16 protein-coding genes are annotated in these 15,971 nt (G+C 64.0%); 15 read left to right on the top strand and 1 reads right to left on the bottom strand.

Going from position 1 to position 15,971, the window contains the following annotated elements; all coding sequences use genetic code 11:
- Positions 1 to 8 precede the first annotated feature (8 nt).
- Complete coding sequence (locus F6V30_RS02810; protein ID WP_246163152.1) at positions 9 to 347, top strand: c-type cytochrome; 339 nt, start codon at positions 9 to 11, stop codon at positions 345 to 347.
- Positions 348 to 422: 75 nt separating this feature from the next.
- Here F6V30_RS02810 and F6V30_RS02805 read toward each other — a convergent pair whose 3' ends face one another.
- Positions 423 to 1,559, bottom strand: coding sequence for a hypothetical protein (locus tag F6V30_RS02805; RefSeq protein WP_151154979.1), 1,137 nt, complete (start codon positions 1,557 to 1,559; stop codon positions 423 to 425).
- A gap of 233 nt (positions 1,560 to 1,792) precedes the next feature.
- Between F6V30_RS02805 and F6V30_RS02800 the strand changes: the two genes are divergently transcribed.
- The 14 genes from F6V30_RS02800 to F6V30_RS02735 all read left to right on the top strand — a co-directional run bounded on the left by F6V30_RS02800 (position 1,793) and on the right by F6V30_RS02735 (position 15,968).
- Positions 1,793 to 2,878, top strand: a complete 1,086-nt coding sequence (locus F6V30_RS02800) for a putative NPN-dependent ornithine cyclodeaminase (protein WP_151154978.1) — start codon at positions 1,793 to 1,795, stop codon at positions 2,876 to 2,878.
- A 31-nt stretch (positions 2,879 to 2,909) separates the two neighbouring features.
- On the top strand, positions 2,910 to 3,800 hold the full coding sequence (gene rocF, locus F6V30_RS02795) for an arginase (RefSeq protein WP_151154977.1): 891 nt from the start codon (positions 2,910 to 2,912) through the stop codon (positions 3,798 to 3,800).
- A 144-nt stretch (positions 3,801 to 3,944) separates the two neighbouring features.
- Positions 3,945 to 4,223, top strand: coding sequence for a DUF3311 domain-containing protein (locus tag F6V30_RS02790; RefSeq protein ID WP_151154976.1), 279 nt, complete (start codon positions 3,945 to 3,947; stop codon positions 4,221 to 4,223).
- A 4-nt stretch (positions 4,224 to 4,227) separates the two neighbouring features.
- Positions 4,228 to 5,790, top strand: coding sequence for a monocarboxylate uptake permease MctP (gene mctP, locus F6V30_RS02785; RefSeq protein ID WP_191965554.1), 1,563 nt, complete (start codon positions 4,228 to 4,230; stop codon positions 5,788 to 5,790).
- Between the two features lie 49 nt (positions 5,791 to 5,839).
- A complete protein-coding gene (gene folK / locus F6V30_RS02780) occupies positions 5,840 to 6,427 on the top strand; it encodes a 2-amino-4-hydroxy-6-hydroxymethyldihydropteridine diphosphokinase (RefSeq protein ID WP_338042757.1) in 588 nt (195 codons plus the stop codon).
- Positions 6,424 to 6,681: a transcriptional regulator gene (locus F6V30_RS02775; RefSeq protein ID WP_338042756.1), complete on the top strand. Its 258-nt coding sequence runs from the start codon at positions 6,424 to 6,426 to the stop codon at positions 6,679 to 6,681. The genes folK and F6V30_RS02775 overlap by 4 nt, the downstream gene beginning before the upstream one ends.
- Before the next feature lie 12 nt (positions 6,682 to 6,693).
- Positions 6,694 to 7,338, top strand: coding sequence for a fructose-6-phosphate aldolase (fsa, locus tag F6V30_RS02770; RefSeq protein ID WP_151154975.1), 645 nt, complete (start codon positions 6,694 to 6,696; stop codon positions 7,336 to 7,338).
- 100 nt (positions 7,339 to 7,438) lie between these two features.
- Positions 7,439 to 8,959: a glycogen synthase gene (locus tag F6V30_RS02765; protein ID WP_151154974.1), complete on the top strand. Its 1,521-nt coding sequence runs from the start codon at positions 7,439 to 7,441 to the stop codon at positions 8,957 to 8,959.
- Positions 8,960 to 8,991: 32 nt separating this feature from the next.
- Positions 8,992 to 10,278, top strand: a complete 1,287-nt coding sequence (locus F6V30_RS02760) for a pyridine nucleotide-disulfide oxidoreductase (protein WP_151154973.1) — start codon at positions 8,992 to 8,994, stop codon at positions 10,276 to 10,278.
- Positions 10,279 to 10,408: 130 nt separating this feature from the next.
- Positions 10,409 to 11,572: a hypothetical protein gene (locus F6V30_RS02755; protein WP_151154972.1), complete on the top strand. Its 1,164-nt coding sequence runs from the start codon at positions 10,409 to 10,411 to the stop codon at positions 11,570 to 11,572.
- 159 nt (positions 11,573 to 11,731) lie between these two features.
- Entirely contained in the window at positions 11,732 to 12,793 is a 1,062-nt protein-coding gene (locus tag F6V30_RS02750; RefSeq protein ID WP_151154971.1) for a DHH family phosphoesterase, read from the top strand.
- 74 nt (positions 12,794 to 12,867) lie between these two features.
- A complete protein-coding gene (locus F6V30_RS02745) occupies positions 12,868 to 14,265 on the top strand; it encodes a UbiD family decarboxylase (protein WP_151154970.1) in 1,398 nt (465 codons plus the stop codon).
- Between the two features lie 240 nt (positions 14,266 to 14,505).
- The gene (locus F6V30_RS02740) at positions 14,506 to 15,363 is read left to right on the top strand and encodes a 4-hydroxybenzoate octaprenyltransferase (RefSeq protein WP_246163150.1); all 858 of its coding nucleotides are present in this window, start codon (positions 14,506 to 14,508) and stop codon (positions 15,361 to 15,363) included.
- Positions 15,360 to 15,968: a UbiX family flavin prenyltransferase gene (locus F6V30_RS02735; protein ID WP_151154968.1), complete on the top strand. Its 609-nt coding sequence runs from the start codon at positions 15,360 to 15,362 to the stop codon at positions 15,966 to 15,968. Before F6V30_RS02740 ends, F6V30_RS02735 begins: the two co-directional genes overlap by 4 nt.
- The last annotated feature ends 3 nt before the right edge of the window (positions 15,969 to 15,971 follow it).

The raw sequence follows: 15,971 nt of genomic DNA, 5'->3' as shown, positions 1-15,971 counted from the left end.
AACGCGGGATGGAGAATGCCAAGGGATGGTTCGTTGCGGCGTTGGTGGTGGGGGCGGCACTCCTGCCCCCCTTGTCCGTCCACTGCGGGGATATGGCCCTCGCGAGGGGCGAAGCGGCATTTCTGCGAAACTGCGGTGCCTGCCATGCCGATGGCGGCAATGAGGTCAACCCGGTAAAGACCCTCTCCCGAGCGGATCTGAGGCGAAACGGCATCCTCACCCCGGACGACATCGTCAGGCTCATGAGGAACCCCGGCCCCGGCATGCTGAAATTCGACCCGGCCACCCTTTCGGACGAGGATGCCCGGGCCATAGCGGAGTATATCCTGGCCACTTTCAACAAATAGGCCCACCCTCCCCACCCCTTGGTGGGGAAATCCCCTTCCCGAAGTGGGTGTCCTGTGCGGTTCGCCGCACAGGCGCTAGCGGCGACCTCGGGCGGAGAATCCGCCTCCCGAAAATCCGTTGCCACGGAAGCTTGTCCCCACCATTCCGCTTCCCCTGAAGGGTTCGCCCGAGAACCTGCTCTGGGTCATCGGTGCGCTGCTGAATCTGGTTCCCATGCCCGAATAAGCGGCTACGCTGGTGCCCCGATAGATGCTTCTCTGCTGGGAGATCGCCGTACGGGGAACCGCTCCCGGCGCATTGAACGCTCCGCGGCCCCGGTATGACGGCGTGCCGTACGCCCCGCCGCCGCGGGAAGCCGGGGCGCTGAACCTGCTGTTGGGCGTCAGGTACGGGGTTCTGCCGTTGCCGCCCGTCCCCCGGCTCCCCCGGGAGACCCCGGCAGGCGGCCGCCCACTCCGCACCGCCCCACCGCTTGTCGCCGCCGGCCTGCCGCTGAACCGCGCCACCGGATCGATGCGCGTATAGCGGTGGCCGCCCAGATCCCGGTAGTGGTTCGAGACGAATACCCCCCGGCGCCCTGCGTAGGCGACCCGGTGGAAGTCGTTCAGGATATAGTAGCCGGGGAACCAGAAGCCGTAACACCGGAACGGGTACGGCACCCACGCGTACAGGTAGAGGTAATCGTAGGGGGGGGAGTAGTAGGTGACGATGGGCGGGCCTTCATTGTCGTAATAGTTGTTGATGACCGCCTCGCCGGGCGCGTTTGCGGGGCCGGAATATTCGCCCGTTCCCGCTCCCTCGGAAGAGGCTGTGGCCGACAGGCCCGCCTGGGCCATGACACCGTTCAGCCGCTCCAGTGCGCTTTCGACGCTCAGCCCGATCTTGCCAGCGTCAGCGGCGTCCCGCACCGCTTTATAAATCTCTCCGCAGATATCCGGGGTCATGGGGTAATCGGCGATCCAGCCGTTTTGGGGGCTGATGCCGATTTCGGCCAGACGGCTCTCCGCTTCCGCTTCGTTTTCCGCCGTGCCCATGCCGAGAGCGGCCACCGCCTTGACGGCGAAATCGCCTTCCCGTACCACCTGCTGCCCTATGGGCGGCGCGCCATTTACCCGTGCCGCCCGGTCCGCATCCGCGCGTCCCGCTACCGGCACGAGCGACAGTGCGCAGGCGAACCCCGCAATCATCATTCTCACGGCCAGCCGTTTCATGGAACTCACTTCCTCTCCTCACACGGGGCATCGTCTGAATCTTCTTCTGCGATTGTTCAAAGATAACCCCGCGCCCTCCTCGATTAAATTATAAACCTTTCCCATGATGGTGGGGCATAAACATTTGCTACCCTGGCGCACCTTGACAACCTCTGCCGGCGGTTGTTTACTTGTCATAAGGTTCATATCCGGGACCCCCGTAACGAGGGGAGGCCGGAAGACAGGAGGCCGTCATGTCGGCCATACCAGCCTACACACCGCCGGATTTCAGCCGGCCCGACCTGGCCGCTGCGCCGGCGGTTCGCACTGAGCCCGCTCCGGCCGACGGGGTGCTGCCCCGAGGTTTCCACGCCACGTCCAATCACCCCGAATATCTCCACCTGGGGGGCGGGGATTGGCTGCTCGCCCGGGAAAGCCGCATGGATGCCGCCATGGTCTTGCGGGGCGGGGAGGTGCAGGTTATGGAACCCCGACTGGTGAAGCGGGCCGACCCGGTGGTGGTCGGCAGAAGCGAAGACGGCGAGGAGGGCATCTATGTGCATTCGACAGGCTTTCCGTCGCCCGCGGCCGTTGCCGGCAAGTTCGCCTTCCGTACCCGCGGCACCAGGGAAACGCCCTTTTCCCGCTCTTACGACGAACTCTACGCGGTGTTGCGCCATGACCGCGCGCACGGCCACATCGTATGGGTACTCGGCCCGGCGGTCGCCTTCGACAAGGACAGCCGCGACGCGATGGAGTTCATGGTTGAGCACGGCTACTGCCATGCCCTGCTGGCGGGCAACGCCCTGGCCACCCACGACCTGGAGGCGGCCCGTTTCCGTACCGGCCTCGGCCAGGACATCTATACCCAGGTGTTACAGCCCCACGGCCACTACAACCACCTGGACATCATCAACGAAGTGCGCCTGCACGGTTCGATCCCCCGGGCCATCCGGGAACTGGGGCTGCCCGACGGCATCATCCCCGCCTGCGAGCGGCGGGGCGTTCCCTACGTGCTGGCCGGTTCCATCCGGGACGACGGACCGCTGCCCGGCGTCATCTCCGATGCCTGCCTGGCCCAGGATGCCATGCGGGTCCACGCCCGCCGGGCAACCACGGTGATCGCCCTGGCGACCCAGCTCCATACCATCGCCTTCGGCAACATGGTCCCCGGCTACCACGTCACCGCGGAGGACGTGGTGCGCCCGGTCTTCTTCTATGTGGTCGACATGACGGAATTCAGCACCGACAAACTGGCCAACCGGGGGTCGCAGCAGGCGGTTGCCATCCTGACCAATGCCCAGGATTTCATGGTCAATCTGTGGCACAACTTGAAATGAACGGGAACGGCAGCCGCCGGGAGGAGACGCAATGAGCGCGACCATTCAGATCATCGGCGTCCCGATCGACCTGGGCCAGACCCACCGCGGGGTCGACATGGGGCCGGGCGCCATGCGCTATGCCGGCCTGGCCTCCCGGCTGGCGGCACTGGGGTATCACATCCGGGACACCGGCAACATTGCCGTCCCGATCCGGGAAACCCTGTCCGAGGAGCGGCAACACCACTACCTGCCCGCAATCAGCCAGATCTGCCGGGCCGCCTATGAGGCCGGCCGCCGGGCCGTGGAGGAGGGGGCGGTTCCGTTGTTCATCGGCGGGGACCATACCCTGGCCATCGGCTCCATCGGCGGGGTCACCCATAACGCGCCGGCAGGGCTGATCTGGATCGATGCCCACGCCGATTTCAACACCCCTGCAACGACCCTGACCGGAAACATCCATGGCATGGCCCTGGCCGCGCTGCTGGGGGAGGGGTACCGGGAACTGGTCGATGTGGGCCGCCCCGGCCCCAAGCTGGAGCCGGCCGACGTGGTCATGATCGGCATCCGCGACCTGGATCCGGAGGAACGGACGCGCCTGAGGGCGAGCGGCATCACGGTCTACACCATGCGCGACATCGACGAGAGGGGGGTCGGCGCCGTTACCCGCGAGGCGCTGGAGCGCCTTGAGCACCGGGAGCGGCTGCACGTCAGCCTCGATATGGACTGCCTCGACCCCCAGGTCTGCCCCGGCGTCGGCACCACCTCGCCGGGCGGCCTCAGCTACCGGGAGGCCCAGTTGCTGATGGAGGTCCTGGCCGACTCGGAACGGGTACGCGCCCTGGACGTCGTGGAGATCAACCCGATCCTCGATCAGCGCAACCAGACCGCCGCTCTCGCGGTCGAACTGGCCGCATCGCTGCTCGGCAAGAGAATACTGTGATCGAAACCCGAACACGTGACGCCGCCGTGCCCACCCCTCCCCGGTCGCCGTGCCCCATGGGTTGCGCTTAAATAAACAGGATAAATATGATATTATTTGTACAGAGAACATAATCGCCCGAAGGAGGGGAAAGGGGATGATCGCATGTACGGCCTTCATGCCAGGTCCGTAGCGGAGCCCAGGATCATTGGGGCGGAAGCAGAGGGTCATTCCGCGGCGCATGGCGTACAACGGGTAAAACGACGGAGGGTGTGGTATCTGCTGCTGGCGCTCCCCTACGTCGGCCTGCTCTGGCCGCCGTGGTACACGCGGATGGAGCCGGCGTTATGGGGTCTCCCGTTTTTCTACTGGTACCAGTTTGTATGGGTGCCGATCAGCGCGCTCTTGACCGGCGTTGCCTATCTGGCCACGCGAAGGAGGTAGCGTCATGATCAACTGGACTGCGCTGACGGTTTTCACGTCTTTCTTCCTGCTCGTAACGGTGGTCGGGTTTGTGGCCGCGCGGTGGCGGCGGGGCAACCTGAACCTGCTCGACGAATGGGGGCTGGCGGGGCGGCGATTCGGGACCTTCGTCACCTGGTTCGTGGTGGGGGGCGATTTTTACACCGCCTATACGGTAATCGCGGTGCCGGCGCTGGTGTTCGGCGTCGGCGCGGCAGGCTTTTTCGCCCTCCCCTATACGGTCATCGTCTATCCCTTTGTCTTTCTCACCATGCCGCGCCTGTGGGCGGTGGCCAAACGGCACGGATTCATCACGCCGGCCGATTTCGTCCGGGGACGGTACGGGTCGAGCGGGCTGGCGCTGGCGGTGGCCGTCACCGGCATGCTTGCCACCATGCCCTACATTGCGCTGCAACTGGTGGGCATCCAGGTGGTGATCAGGGCGATGGGCATCATGGGGACCGGCCTGATGCGCGAGTTGCCGCTCATCATCGCCTTCACGATCCTGGCGCTGTACACCTACACCAGCGGCTTGCGCGCACCGGCGCTCATCGCGTTCGTCAAGGATGTGATGATCTACATCATGGTCATCGTCGCCGTAACGGCAATCCCAACGGTGCTGGGCGGATACGGGGAAGTCTTCCGGGCGGCGGGCGAAGCCCTGGCCGCCAAAAAGCCGCCGGGGTATCTCATCCTGCCGCCTGCCGGTTTCAGTCCCTATGCGACGCTGGCATTCGGTTCGGCACTGGCCGCCTTTGTCTACCCCCACACCGTGACCAGCATTCTCAGCTCCTCCAGCGGCCACGTGATCAAGCGCAACGCCGTACTGCTGCCGGCCTACACGTTCCTGCTCGGCCTGATCGCGCTTCTCGGGCTGATGGCGCTGGCCGCCGGCATAAAACCGGCGACGCCGAACGATGCGGTGCCGCAACTGTTTCTTAAAATCTTTCCCTCCTGGTTTGCGGGGTTCTGCTTCGCGGCCATCGCCATCGGTGCCCTGGTACCGGCGGCGATCATGTCCATCGCCGCGGCCAACACGTTCACGCGCAATGTCTACCGGGAATATATCAACCCGGACTGCAGCCTGCAACAGGAGGCCCAGATGGCGAAAATCGTCTCCCTGGTGGTGAAGGTCGGCGCGCTGGCGTTCATCATCTTTCTGCCGCTCCAGTACGCCATCCTGCTGCAACTGCTGGGAGGAATATGGATTCTCGAGACGTTTCCGGCGATCATCTTCGGCCTGTTCACCCGCTGGCTGCACCATCGCGCCCTGCTGGCGGGCTGGGCCACGGGCATGGTTACGGGAACGGCCATGGTGGCCGCTTCCGGCTTCAAATCCTCGATCTATACGATACATGTCGGCACTCTGGCGGTCTCCGCCTATGCCGGCGTTTTCGCCCTGGCGCTCAACCTGCTGGTTTCGGTCGCTCTGACGCCGCTCTGCGACGCCTTTGGCATGAAACGCCTGGATGACACGACCAGGCCGGAGGACTACGACGAGGATGCGGCCGAGGTGCTCGCAATGAATTCCGGAAGACCGGCGCATTAAACGGCCCGTCGTCCAGGCCGTTGGCCAGGGGCGGAGGGAGGTGACGGTTTTGCAAAGGCCATGGCGCCGTGATTCCCGGAGCCCCATCGGCGCGGTTGACGCCGTCGACAGGTTATGCTTTAATCATCCAGTGGAGACAGACGCCTATATCGCCCTTGGTTCAAATATGGGGGACCGCGAGCTCAACCTGCTGCGGGCGGTGGCCGAGGTCGGCAAACTGCCCGGCTGCCGTGTTACCGGCCTGTCCGCGTTCTACGAGACATCCCCCGTCGGGGGCATTGACCAGCCTTCTTTCTACAATGGTGTCCTCAGGCTTGCTACCGAACTCTCCCCCCGCGAACTGTTGGAACGACTGCTGCATATCGAAAGCGAGGTCTTCGGCCGGGTACGGACCGTTCAATGGGGGCCGCGGCCCATGGACCTCGACCTGTTGCTCTACGGTTCGATGATCGTGGAGGAGGAGGGGCTGATCGTCCCGCACCCGCGCATGGCAGAGCGGCGTTTTGTTTTGGAACCGCTCTGCAACCTTGCTCCGGGGCTGGTACACCCGGTCCTGGGACAGACCGTTGCCCACCTGCTGAAAACGCTGCGCTCCGATGAGAGCGTGACGAAACTACAACCGGAGAAAATAACGTGATCAGACTCTTGATCTGGGGCCTTCTGATCTATGTCGGCTACCGTGTCGTCGTGGCGCTGACAAAAGGGAAAGAAACGAAAACCAAGACGCCGGAAAAGCGGGAGGCTGCGGTGACCCATCGCGACCCGGTCTGCGGCGTCTATGTTTCCGAGGACGATGCCGTGGTGGGCAGGCTCGAAGGCGAGCGCCACTACTTCTGCTCCATGAACTGCCTGGAAAAATTCCGCGAACAGCTTGACCATAAACCACAATAAACGGAGGAACACATGAAGTTTTTCATCGATACAGCCGACGTCAAAGAGATTCGCGCGGCCCACGACCTGGGTCTGGTGGACGGCGTTACCACCAACCCTTCCCTGATCGCCAAGTCGGGGCGCAAGTTCAAGGATGTCATCAAGGAGATCGTCTCCATCGTGGACGGCCCGATCTCGGCCGAGGTCATCTCCCTGGACGCCCCCGGCATGATCAAGGAAGCCAAGGAACTGGTCAAGATTCACAAGAACATCGTGGTCAAGGTGCCCATGACGCCGGAAGGGCTCAAGGCCACCAAGGCCCTGTCGGAAAAGGGGGTCAAGATCAACGTGACCCTGATCTTCTCCCCCATGCAGGCGCTGTTGGCCGCCAAGGCCGGCGCCACCTACGTTTCCCCCTTCGTCGGCCGGCTGGACGACATCTCCCAGGATGGCATGGGGATCATCGAAGAGATCCGCACCATCTTCGACAACTACGGCTATACCGCCGAGATCATCGTGGCCAGCGTGCGCAACCCGATCCATGTCCTCAATTCGGCCCTGATCGGCGCCGACATCGCCACGATCCCCTACTCGGTCATCATGCAGCTTGCCAAGCACCCCCTGACCGACGCCGGCATCAAGAAATTCCTGGCCGACTGGGAAAACGTGCCCAAGTAGAACGCCCATAGCGGTCGCAGGGGCCACGGAGACCCGGCCATGCCGGTGATGTTCTCCGTGCGCCCCCCGGCTGCAATTACGTCCGTCTCCCGGAGCCATTGTGAAGCCTTCCTCCGACAAGCTCTCCATCCTCTTCTCCGCCTCCGAGGCCGCACCATTTGCCAAGGAGGGGGGGCTGGGGGATGTGGTCGGCGCCCTGCCCAAGTACCTGGCCCGCCTGGGGCACGATGTGCGCGTGGTCATCCCGCGCTACTATGCCGTCAACCGGGAAAAGTACGGCCTCAAGCTGCTGCCGGGCACCCTGGTGGTGCCCATGGGCATCATCGGCCGCATGTACTGCGGCGTCTACGAGGGCAAGCTGCCGGGGAGCGAGGTCCCGATCTATTTCCTGGAGCACGAGCAGTTCTACGGCCGTGCCGGGCTCTACCAGCAGGACGGCCAGGGGTATCAGGACAACGACAACCGCTTCGTCTTCCTCTCCAAGGCCACCCTGGAACTGTGCAAGATGCTCGACTGGGCGCCGGACGTGATCCACGCCCACGACTGGCACACCGGCGCCATCCCCCTCCTGCTCAACACCTCCTACCTGCACGACCGTTACGTGGGCAACTCCGCCTCGCTCCTCTCCATCCACAACATGCAACACCAGGGCAACTACTATCCCGGCCTGATGGAGGTGCTCGGCGTCGGCTGGAAACATTTCAATTACCTGGAGCTGGAAAAGGACGACCAGGTCAACCTGCTCAAGGGGGGAATCTACCACGCCACGCTCCTCGCCACGGTCAGCGAGGGGTATGCCCGGGAGATCCAGACGGCGGAGTACGGCTGGGGGCTGGAGGGGGTGGTGCGGGAGCGGGCGGCCGACCTGTACGGCATCCTGAACGGCGTGGATTACGAGGAGTGGGACCCGGCCACCGACCACTGCATCGCCGCCACCTACACGGCCCGGACCGTGAAAAAGGGTAAGGCCGCCTGCAAACGCGACCTGCAAGAGCGCATGGGGCTGCCCCTGCGTGCAGACGTGCCGCTGTTCGGCGTGGTCTCCCGCATGGTCAGGCAGAAGGGGACCGACCTGATCGCCGAAGCCATCCACCGCATCCTGGAGATGGATGTGCAGTTCGTCATGGTCGGCAACGGCGAGCCGTGGGCGCACTTTTTTTTCGGCGACGTGGCCGCCGCCCATCCGGACAAATTCGCCTGTTACATCGGCTACAGCGAGGAGTTGGCCCACAAGGTGGAGGCGGGGGCCGATTTCTTCGTCATGCCCTCGTCGTTCGAGCCGTGCGGCCTGAACCAGATGTACTCCCTGGCCTACGGCACGCCGCCCGTGGTGCGCGCCACCGGCGGCCTGGAGGACAGCGTGGAGAACTTCGACGAAGAGGCCCTGACCGGCGACGGCTTCAAGTTCCGCAACCATACCGCCGCTGCGCTGTTCGACACCATCGGCTGGGCGACCTGGACCTTTTTCAACAACCCCAAGGGGGTGGCGGCCCTCAGGAAAAACGGCATGAAGAAGCGCTTCACCTGGGAGACCGCGGCACTCAGGTACGAAGAACTCTACCGCCTGGCCGTCCGCCGGCGCCGCGGCGAGGAATATTTCCGCAACCGTTTCGGCGAGTGACGTTCCCAACGATGGTTTCCGGAGGTCCGTCCATGGCATCCGACCAGTACGACATCGTCATCATCGGCACCGGCCCGGCAGCCCTCGGGGCCGCCTTTCATCTCACCGACCGGCTCCCCGCCATCTCCATCCTGATGATCGACAAGGAAGCGATCTGCTCCGGCGGCCTTTTGAACGACTGCAAGCAGAACTACTCCTTTCCCATCGGCTTTGCCGAAGAGTACTGGACCAGGGAGGAGGCTGACCGGCTCCTGCCGCTCGTGGAGGAGAAGCTCCAGCCGACCTTCAAGGAGCGCCATAATCTGGAGACCTACCGCAGGCGCGCCGAACGGATCGGGGTGACCCTCTACGACATCCGCCAGGCCCATGTGGGCACCGACCAAAGCACGTTTCTCATCCAGCGCCTGATGGCCGAACTCGCCGGCCGCGGGGTCCACATCCTGCTGAGGCGCGAGGTGACCGACGTGCGGGAGGCGGACCACGGGGCGGAGCTGACCATCGACGGTGCGGAGCGGGTCCGGGCGGGTACGGTGATCATGGCGCCGGGCAGAAAGGGGTTCGGCTTTCTGCAACGCGTCATGGAGCAACTTGCCATCCCCTACATCGACAACATCGTGGATGTGGGCATCCGCGTCGAGACGCGGCTGGCAAACTACCCCATCGTCAGGGACTATTACGACCCCAAGTTCTACTTTCCCGAACGGGTGCGGACCTTCTGCACCAACTCGGGGCACGCCCGGGTGGTGCTGGAGCGCTACGAGGACTTCAGCCTCGTCAACGGCCATGCCCTGTCCGAACGGAAGAGCGGCAACGATCTGGTCAATTTCGCGCTCCTGAAGACCATCGGGCTGAAGGACCCGGTCCGCAGCGGCCAGCAGATGGCCCTCTTTCTCGGCCGGTTGGCCCACGAGATCGGCGGCGGCCGGCCGCTCATGCAGCGGGTGGGTGATTTCAGGATGGGAAAACGCTCCTCGGCCGAGACCTTCAACGACGACCTCTACTCCTTCCGTCCCACCTGCCCGGTAACCGCCGGCGACCTGGGGCTGGCGGTCCCGGCCAAGATCATGCGCCACATCTGGGCGGCCCTGAAGAAGCTCGACACCATCGTCCCCGGGGTCCTGCACCCCAGCACCATCATGTACTACCCCGAGATCAAGATGTACGCCAACAAGCCCTCCTTCGTCGACCCCCATTTCCGGGTCAGCCCCCATCTCTACATGGTCGGGGACGGCGCCGGCACCTCCCGCGGCATAACCGGGGCCTGGGCCAGCGGGATCAGGGCTGCCGAAGGGATCGTGAAGGCGCGGGGACAGGGATGAGGCGGCTGGCGGGGCGGTGCGCAGGCACGGCCTGCCGGGAACTCTTGTGGATTGCCCGGGAATTGCGTATGGTGGTCCACAATTGTCGTGTGTGTTTACTACCGTTACCAGGCACAAGGAGCGAGAAACCATGAAGCGGATGATTATGGCGGTTCTCGGTACGATGGTTATCTGCATCAGCGGTTGCGCCACGAGCCTGTCCCCCCATGAAGAACTTACCCGGGCGGTGAAAAAGAGTCTCGATGCGACCGGGTTCAACTACAGCTCGAAAAGCAGGGTCTCCGAGCTCTCCCTGCCGAAACAGGATGAGGAAACCGCCGCAAACGCCAAGGGGGTAAAGTATCTGGGGACGGGTCTCGATATCGTCCGGGGCTTTTCCGTGAATATGGACGGCGCGATCGATATGACGGCCAAAAAATCGGAGGTGCTGTACGATTTGCACTACAACAAGGACAACGTGGACGTTTCCATAAAATTGCCCCTGTTGTTTGATTACAACGCCCAAACGATCTATGTGGGTACGTCGCTTTTGAATACGGTCCTCGATGTTGTCGCTCCCCGGGCCCCTGAAACCAGGGGCAAGCTGATAAAGATAAACATCGGCGAGTTGCTGCAGGAAGGTGCGGCAAGCACCCCGGAGCTTGCAAAGCTGATCGGCGGCAATCGCCTCAGCGCAAAGAGTATGGATCTGTTCAACGATGTTTTCAAAACCGTACTCCTGAAGGCCGTTACCACGCTGAACGACTCCAGTTTCAGCGACCAGCCGCTTACCGGGCAGGATAAGAAAGCCGGGGTGACACGGCATATTCGGGTGACGTTGGGCCATGGCGATGCCGTTGCCGTGGTTGCGGACCTTATCGGCGGCGTCGCCCAGGCCTTGTTTCGGGAAGGGATCATCAACGAGAAAGAGCATGCGCAACTGCTTACGCTCACGGACAGGCAGATGCTGGACGGACTTGCCGACACATTGGTCCTGGCGATGACCAATGATGTGGGCATCGGGCATACGGGCCACATCGGTTACTGGGCGACCCGGCTGAGTGTCGCCGATACGAAGGGGGAGTACCGGATCGGCGTTGAAACGGTCAGCACGTTTGACGGCTACAATGCGCCGCACTTCTCCATGACCCCGGAAGCCGGCAAGGTTGTCGACTTCAAAGAGGTGTTGGCCGCCGTAGCGGCAGCCACGGCACGGGATACGGAGGACGCTGCGCAACCGGACGAGGAGGCCCCTGACGGCGATTCCTGCTCCCCGGAGGAGCCGGCCCCGGACGGCGCGGGATCGATGCTGTAGGGCTTTGACGGATTGGTTGAATCTTCTCCTCTTCCCGACACGCCACCCATTCCCATCGTACTCCGGAAAGCGATTTTTCCCCTCAGGGCATGGGAGCATGGCGCTTTGCCACGGGTTTGGTATGATAGGTACGTACAAACCGCTTGAAGGGGAAGCTCCATGACGACGACTGACAACTGCGTGCCGGAATGCCTCCAGCGCTCCAAGGAACATTCCGACAGGATGCTGGAATGGTTGCAGGGCCGGGGAAAGACCATCATCGTCATCCACGACAACCCGGACCCCGATTGCCTGGCCTCGGCCATGGCGCTCCGCCACCTGCTGGCCATGAAACTGAGCCGGGATGCGGTCATCACCTTTTCCGGCATGATCGGGCGCAGCGAAAACATCGCCATGGCAACGGAGCTGGAGATGACGCTCCACCCCCTCAGCACAATCGATATGGGGGAGGTCAGCGCGGTCTGCATGCTGGACACCCAGCCGGGCACGGGAAACAACTCCTTTCCCCCGGACTGCCGGGTGGATATCCTCATCGATCATCACCCTCTGCGCGAAGCGAGCAGAGCGTGCCGCTGGGTGGATATCCGCGACGATTACGGCGTTACCGCCACAATCCTCTACGAGTATCTGGTGGCGCAAAACATCACCATCGGTACGAAACTGGCCACGGCCCTCTTCTACGCGATCAAATCCGAGACCCAGGACCTGGGGCGGGAGGCGAACCGGCCCGACCGGGACGCGTACCTCCGCCTCTTCCCGGTGGCGAACAAGCGGATTCTGTATGAGATAACCCACCCCAAGCTGCCGGTGGAGTACTTCCTGGCAATCCACAGCGGTCTCGAAAATACGATGCTCTACGGGAAACTGCTGGTGGTTAACCTGATGGCCATCTGCTTTCCCGAAATGGTGGCGGAGGTGGCCGACTATCTGGTCAGGCTGGAGGGGGTCGAGACCGTGCTGAGCATGGGGCATTACAACGATGAGGTGATCCTCTCCCTTCGTACGACCGACAGCCTCCTCAATGCGGGCGAGGTGATCATGCGGCTGGTGGCGGGAAGGGGGGCGGCCGGCGGGCACGGCATGATGGCGGGAGGCAAGCTGGGGCATGTCCCCTCCACCCCGGCCGCGCTGGAAGAGGCCGAAGCGTTCCTGACCCAGGGGCTGTTACGGGAACTCTCCCTGGGGGATGTGGCCCCGACCCGGCTGATCAAGCCCCGGTAGGCGAATTGGCCTGCACCGCTTCCCCAAGCCCGTGCCGCACTCCCCTTGAGCCCAACATCGCCGGAGCAGTGGAAATGACCGCACCGATCCAAAACCTTCGCCAGTTCCTCGCCCTCCTGGAAGAGCAGGGGGAACTGAGCCGCATCGAGGCCGGGACCGACCCAATCCTGGAGATCGCCGCCATTACCGACCGGGTCTGCAAACAGCCGGGCGGCGGCCGGGCGCTCCTCTTCCTGCGCCCGAAAGGGAGCGGCCGCCCCGTTGCCACCAACCTGTTCGGCTCCCTGCGGCGGGTCTGCCTGGCCCTGGGGGTGGACCGTCTCGACCGGCTGGCGGAGCGCATGGCGGCGCTGCTCGCTCCGCTGCCGGAACGGGATGTCGCCGGTCTCGACCGCCGGATCGCCGCCCTGCCGGAGTTCTCCCGTTTCGCGCCGGCTGCCGGGCAGGACCCCGACCTCATGACCATGGCGGCACCCGACCTGGGCGGGTTCCCCTTTCTCCAAAGCTGGCCGGGGGATGGCGCCGGCGAGGGGCATGGGCGCTACATCACCCTGCCCCAGGTGTTCACCGTTGCCCCGGACGGCACCGGCCCCAACTGCGGCATGTACCGCTGCCAAGTGCGCGGGCCCCGGGAACTGGCCGTGCGCTGGTATCCGGGGAGCGGCGCGGCGCGGCATTTCGAGGCTTACCGCCGCCGGGGCGAGCCGATGCCGGTGGCGATCGCCCTGGGCGGCCCCCCGGCGGCGCTCTTCAGCGCCATGCTGCCGTTGCCGGGCGATCTGGACGAGATGACCTTTGCCGGCTTCCTGCGGGACGCCCCCCTTGAGCTGGCCGCCTGCCGAAGCGTCCCCCTTCGGGTTCCGGTCGGGTGCGAGGTGGTGATCGAGGGGCATGCCGACCCGTTTGAGACGGTCATGGAGGGGCCCTTCGGCAACCATACCGGCTTCTATGCGCCCGCTGCGCCGGTCCCCCTGGTGCGGGTGACCGCCATCAGCCTCCGGGCGGATGCCGTTGTCCCGGCAACCCTGGTGGGGCCGCCCCCCATGGAGGACTGCTGGATGGCCGCGGCCTGGGAACGGCTGCTCGTCGCCTTTGTGCGCCGCTTGGCGCCGGCGGTGGCCGATATCCGTTTTCCCCGGGAATGGGTCTTCCGTCAGAGCGCCATCATTTCCCTTGAAAACCCGCGCCCCGGCATGGTAAGGGAGATTGCCGGCCTGCTCTGGCAGACCCCCTGGTTCAGGGCTGCCCGCCTGCTGCTCTTTGTCGCTGCGGACGGCGTTCCGGCGGACCTCTCCCGTGCGGTCTGGCGCGGCATCAATCTGGTGGATGATGGCCTCGACCTGATCCGCGACGAGAGCGGCACGCGGCTGGCATTGGATGCCACCGGCAGCCGCGCGCCCCGTCCGCCGGTCGTCACGGATGGGGCCATAGCGGAGCAGGTGGCGCGGCGGTGGCGGGAATACGGGTTTTAGAATCCAAAGCTCAGACAAAATCCGCCACAGAGACACGGAGACACAGAGAACGACAAAAAGAGAATCAATCTTACATGGGTGAACAGGATAAAAGGGATACAACCTAAAATCAGGTTGCAAACAACATCATGAAGATTTCATCCTGTAAATAAGTTTTTAGATTTTCCTCTGTGTCTCTGTGGCAGACTATTTTTAGGAAGGTTATTCGGAATGATAGCTATGGCAACGGAAACAAGACTCATGCGTAAGATCACCGTCTTTCTGGAGATGATCAAATTTTCCCACACCGTCTTTGCGCTCCCCTTTGCCCTGACCGGGGCGCTCCTGGCGGCGAACGGCCTTCCCAGCGGTCGCCAGGTCCTCTGGATCATCCTGGCCATGGCCGGCGCCCGCACGGCGGCCATGGGATTGAACCGCCTCATCGATGCCGAGATCGACGCCAAAAACCCCCGTACCGCCAACCGCGCCATCCCGGCCGGGCTGATCGGCAAGGGGGCAACCCTGGTCTTCATCGTCGCGGCCACGCTGCTGCTGCTCTTTGCCGCCACGATGCTCAACCCGCTCTGCCTGAAGCTGGCCCCCGTGGCCATCTTCTTTCTGGTGCTCTACTCCTTTTGCAAGCGCTTTACCGCCCTGGCCCACGTGGTGCTGGGAATCTGCCTGGCAGCGGCCCCCATGGGGGCCTGGGTCGCCATTCGCGGCAACATCGATACCCCCGCCCTGATCCTGGGGGGTGTCGTGCTCTTCTGGGTGGCCGGTTTCGACATCCTCTACGCCCTCCAGGACCTGGAGTTCGACCGCGCCGCCGGGCTGCACTCCATCCCGGTGGTGCTGGGGGTGGAAGGATCGCTCTGGGCGGCACGCCTGTTCCACCTGGTGATGCTGGGACTGCTCCTTGTGCTGTTCGTCACCATGCACCTGGGGGTACTGTTCCTGGTCGGCATCCTGGTTGCCAGTGCCATGCTGCTGTACGAGCACCTGCTGCTCAAGGGCGGTAACCTGGACAAACTGGACGCGGCCTTTTTCAACATGAACGGCTATATCAGCATCGCCATCCTGGCCTTCACGGCAGCCGACCTGCTGGTGAAGTGGCCATGACCGCGCAGAAGAGGGTGCTCGTCGCCCTGACCGGGGCGTCAGGCTCGATCTACGGCATCCGCCTGATGGAGGAACTCCTCAAGCGGGGCTTTTTGCTCACCGTGGCGGCCAGCGAGAGCGGGCAACTGGTCTGCCGCGAGGAGACCGGCCTGGACCTGGGGGACGCCCCCTCCACCGCCACCGCACGGCTCTGCGCCCATCTCGGGGTGAAGCTGGGGGTGGAGGTGGTGGCGGCCGACGACCTCTTGGCCTGCGCCGCCAGCGGTTCCGCCGCGCCGGCGGCCATGGTCGTGGCGCCGTGCAGCATGGGCACCCTGGCGCGCATCGCCTGCGGCACCTCCGGCAATCTGATCGAGCGGGCGGCGGACGTGATGCTCAAGGAGCGCCGCCCCCTGCTGCTGGTCCCGCGGGAGACGCCGCTCTCGGAGATCCATCTGGAGAACATGCTCAAGCTGGCCCGCGCCGGGGTCCGCATCATCCCGGCCATGCCGGCCTTCTACCACCAACCGGCAACCATCGACGACCTGGTGAACTTCGTGGTGGGCAAGGTCCTGGACCAGTTGGACATCCCCAACGAGCTCTTCAAGCGCTGGGGTGAGCGCTGACGT

It is taken from the genome of Oryzomonas sagensis (assembly GCF_008802355.1).
Classification (GTDB): domain Bacteria; phylum Desulfobacterota; class Desulfuromonadia; order Geobacterales; family Pseudopelobacteraceae; genus Oryzomonas; species Oryzomonas sagensis.
The sequence above is the reverse complement of the archived record's forward strand: the minus strand, read 5'-3'. Positions and strand labels throughout refer to the sequence as shown.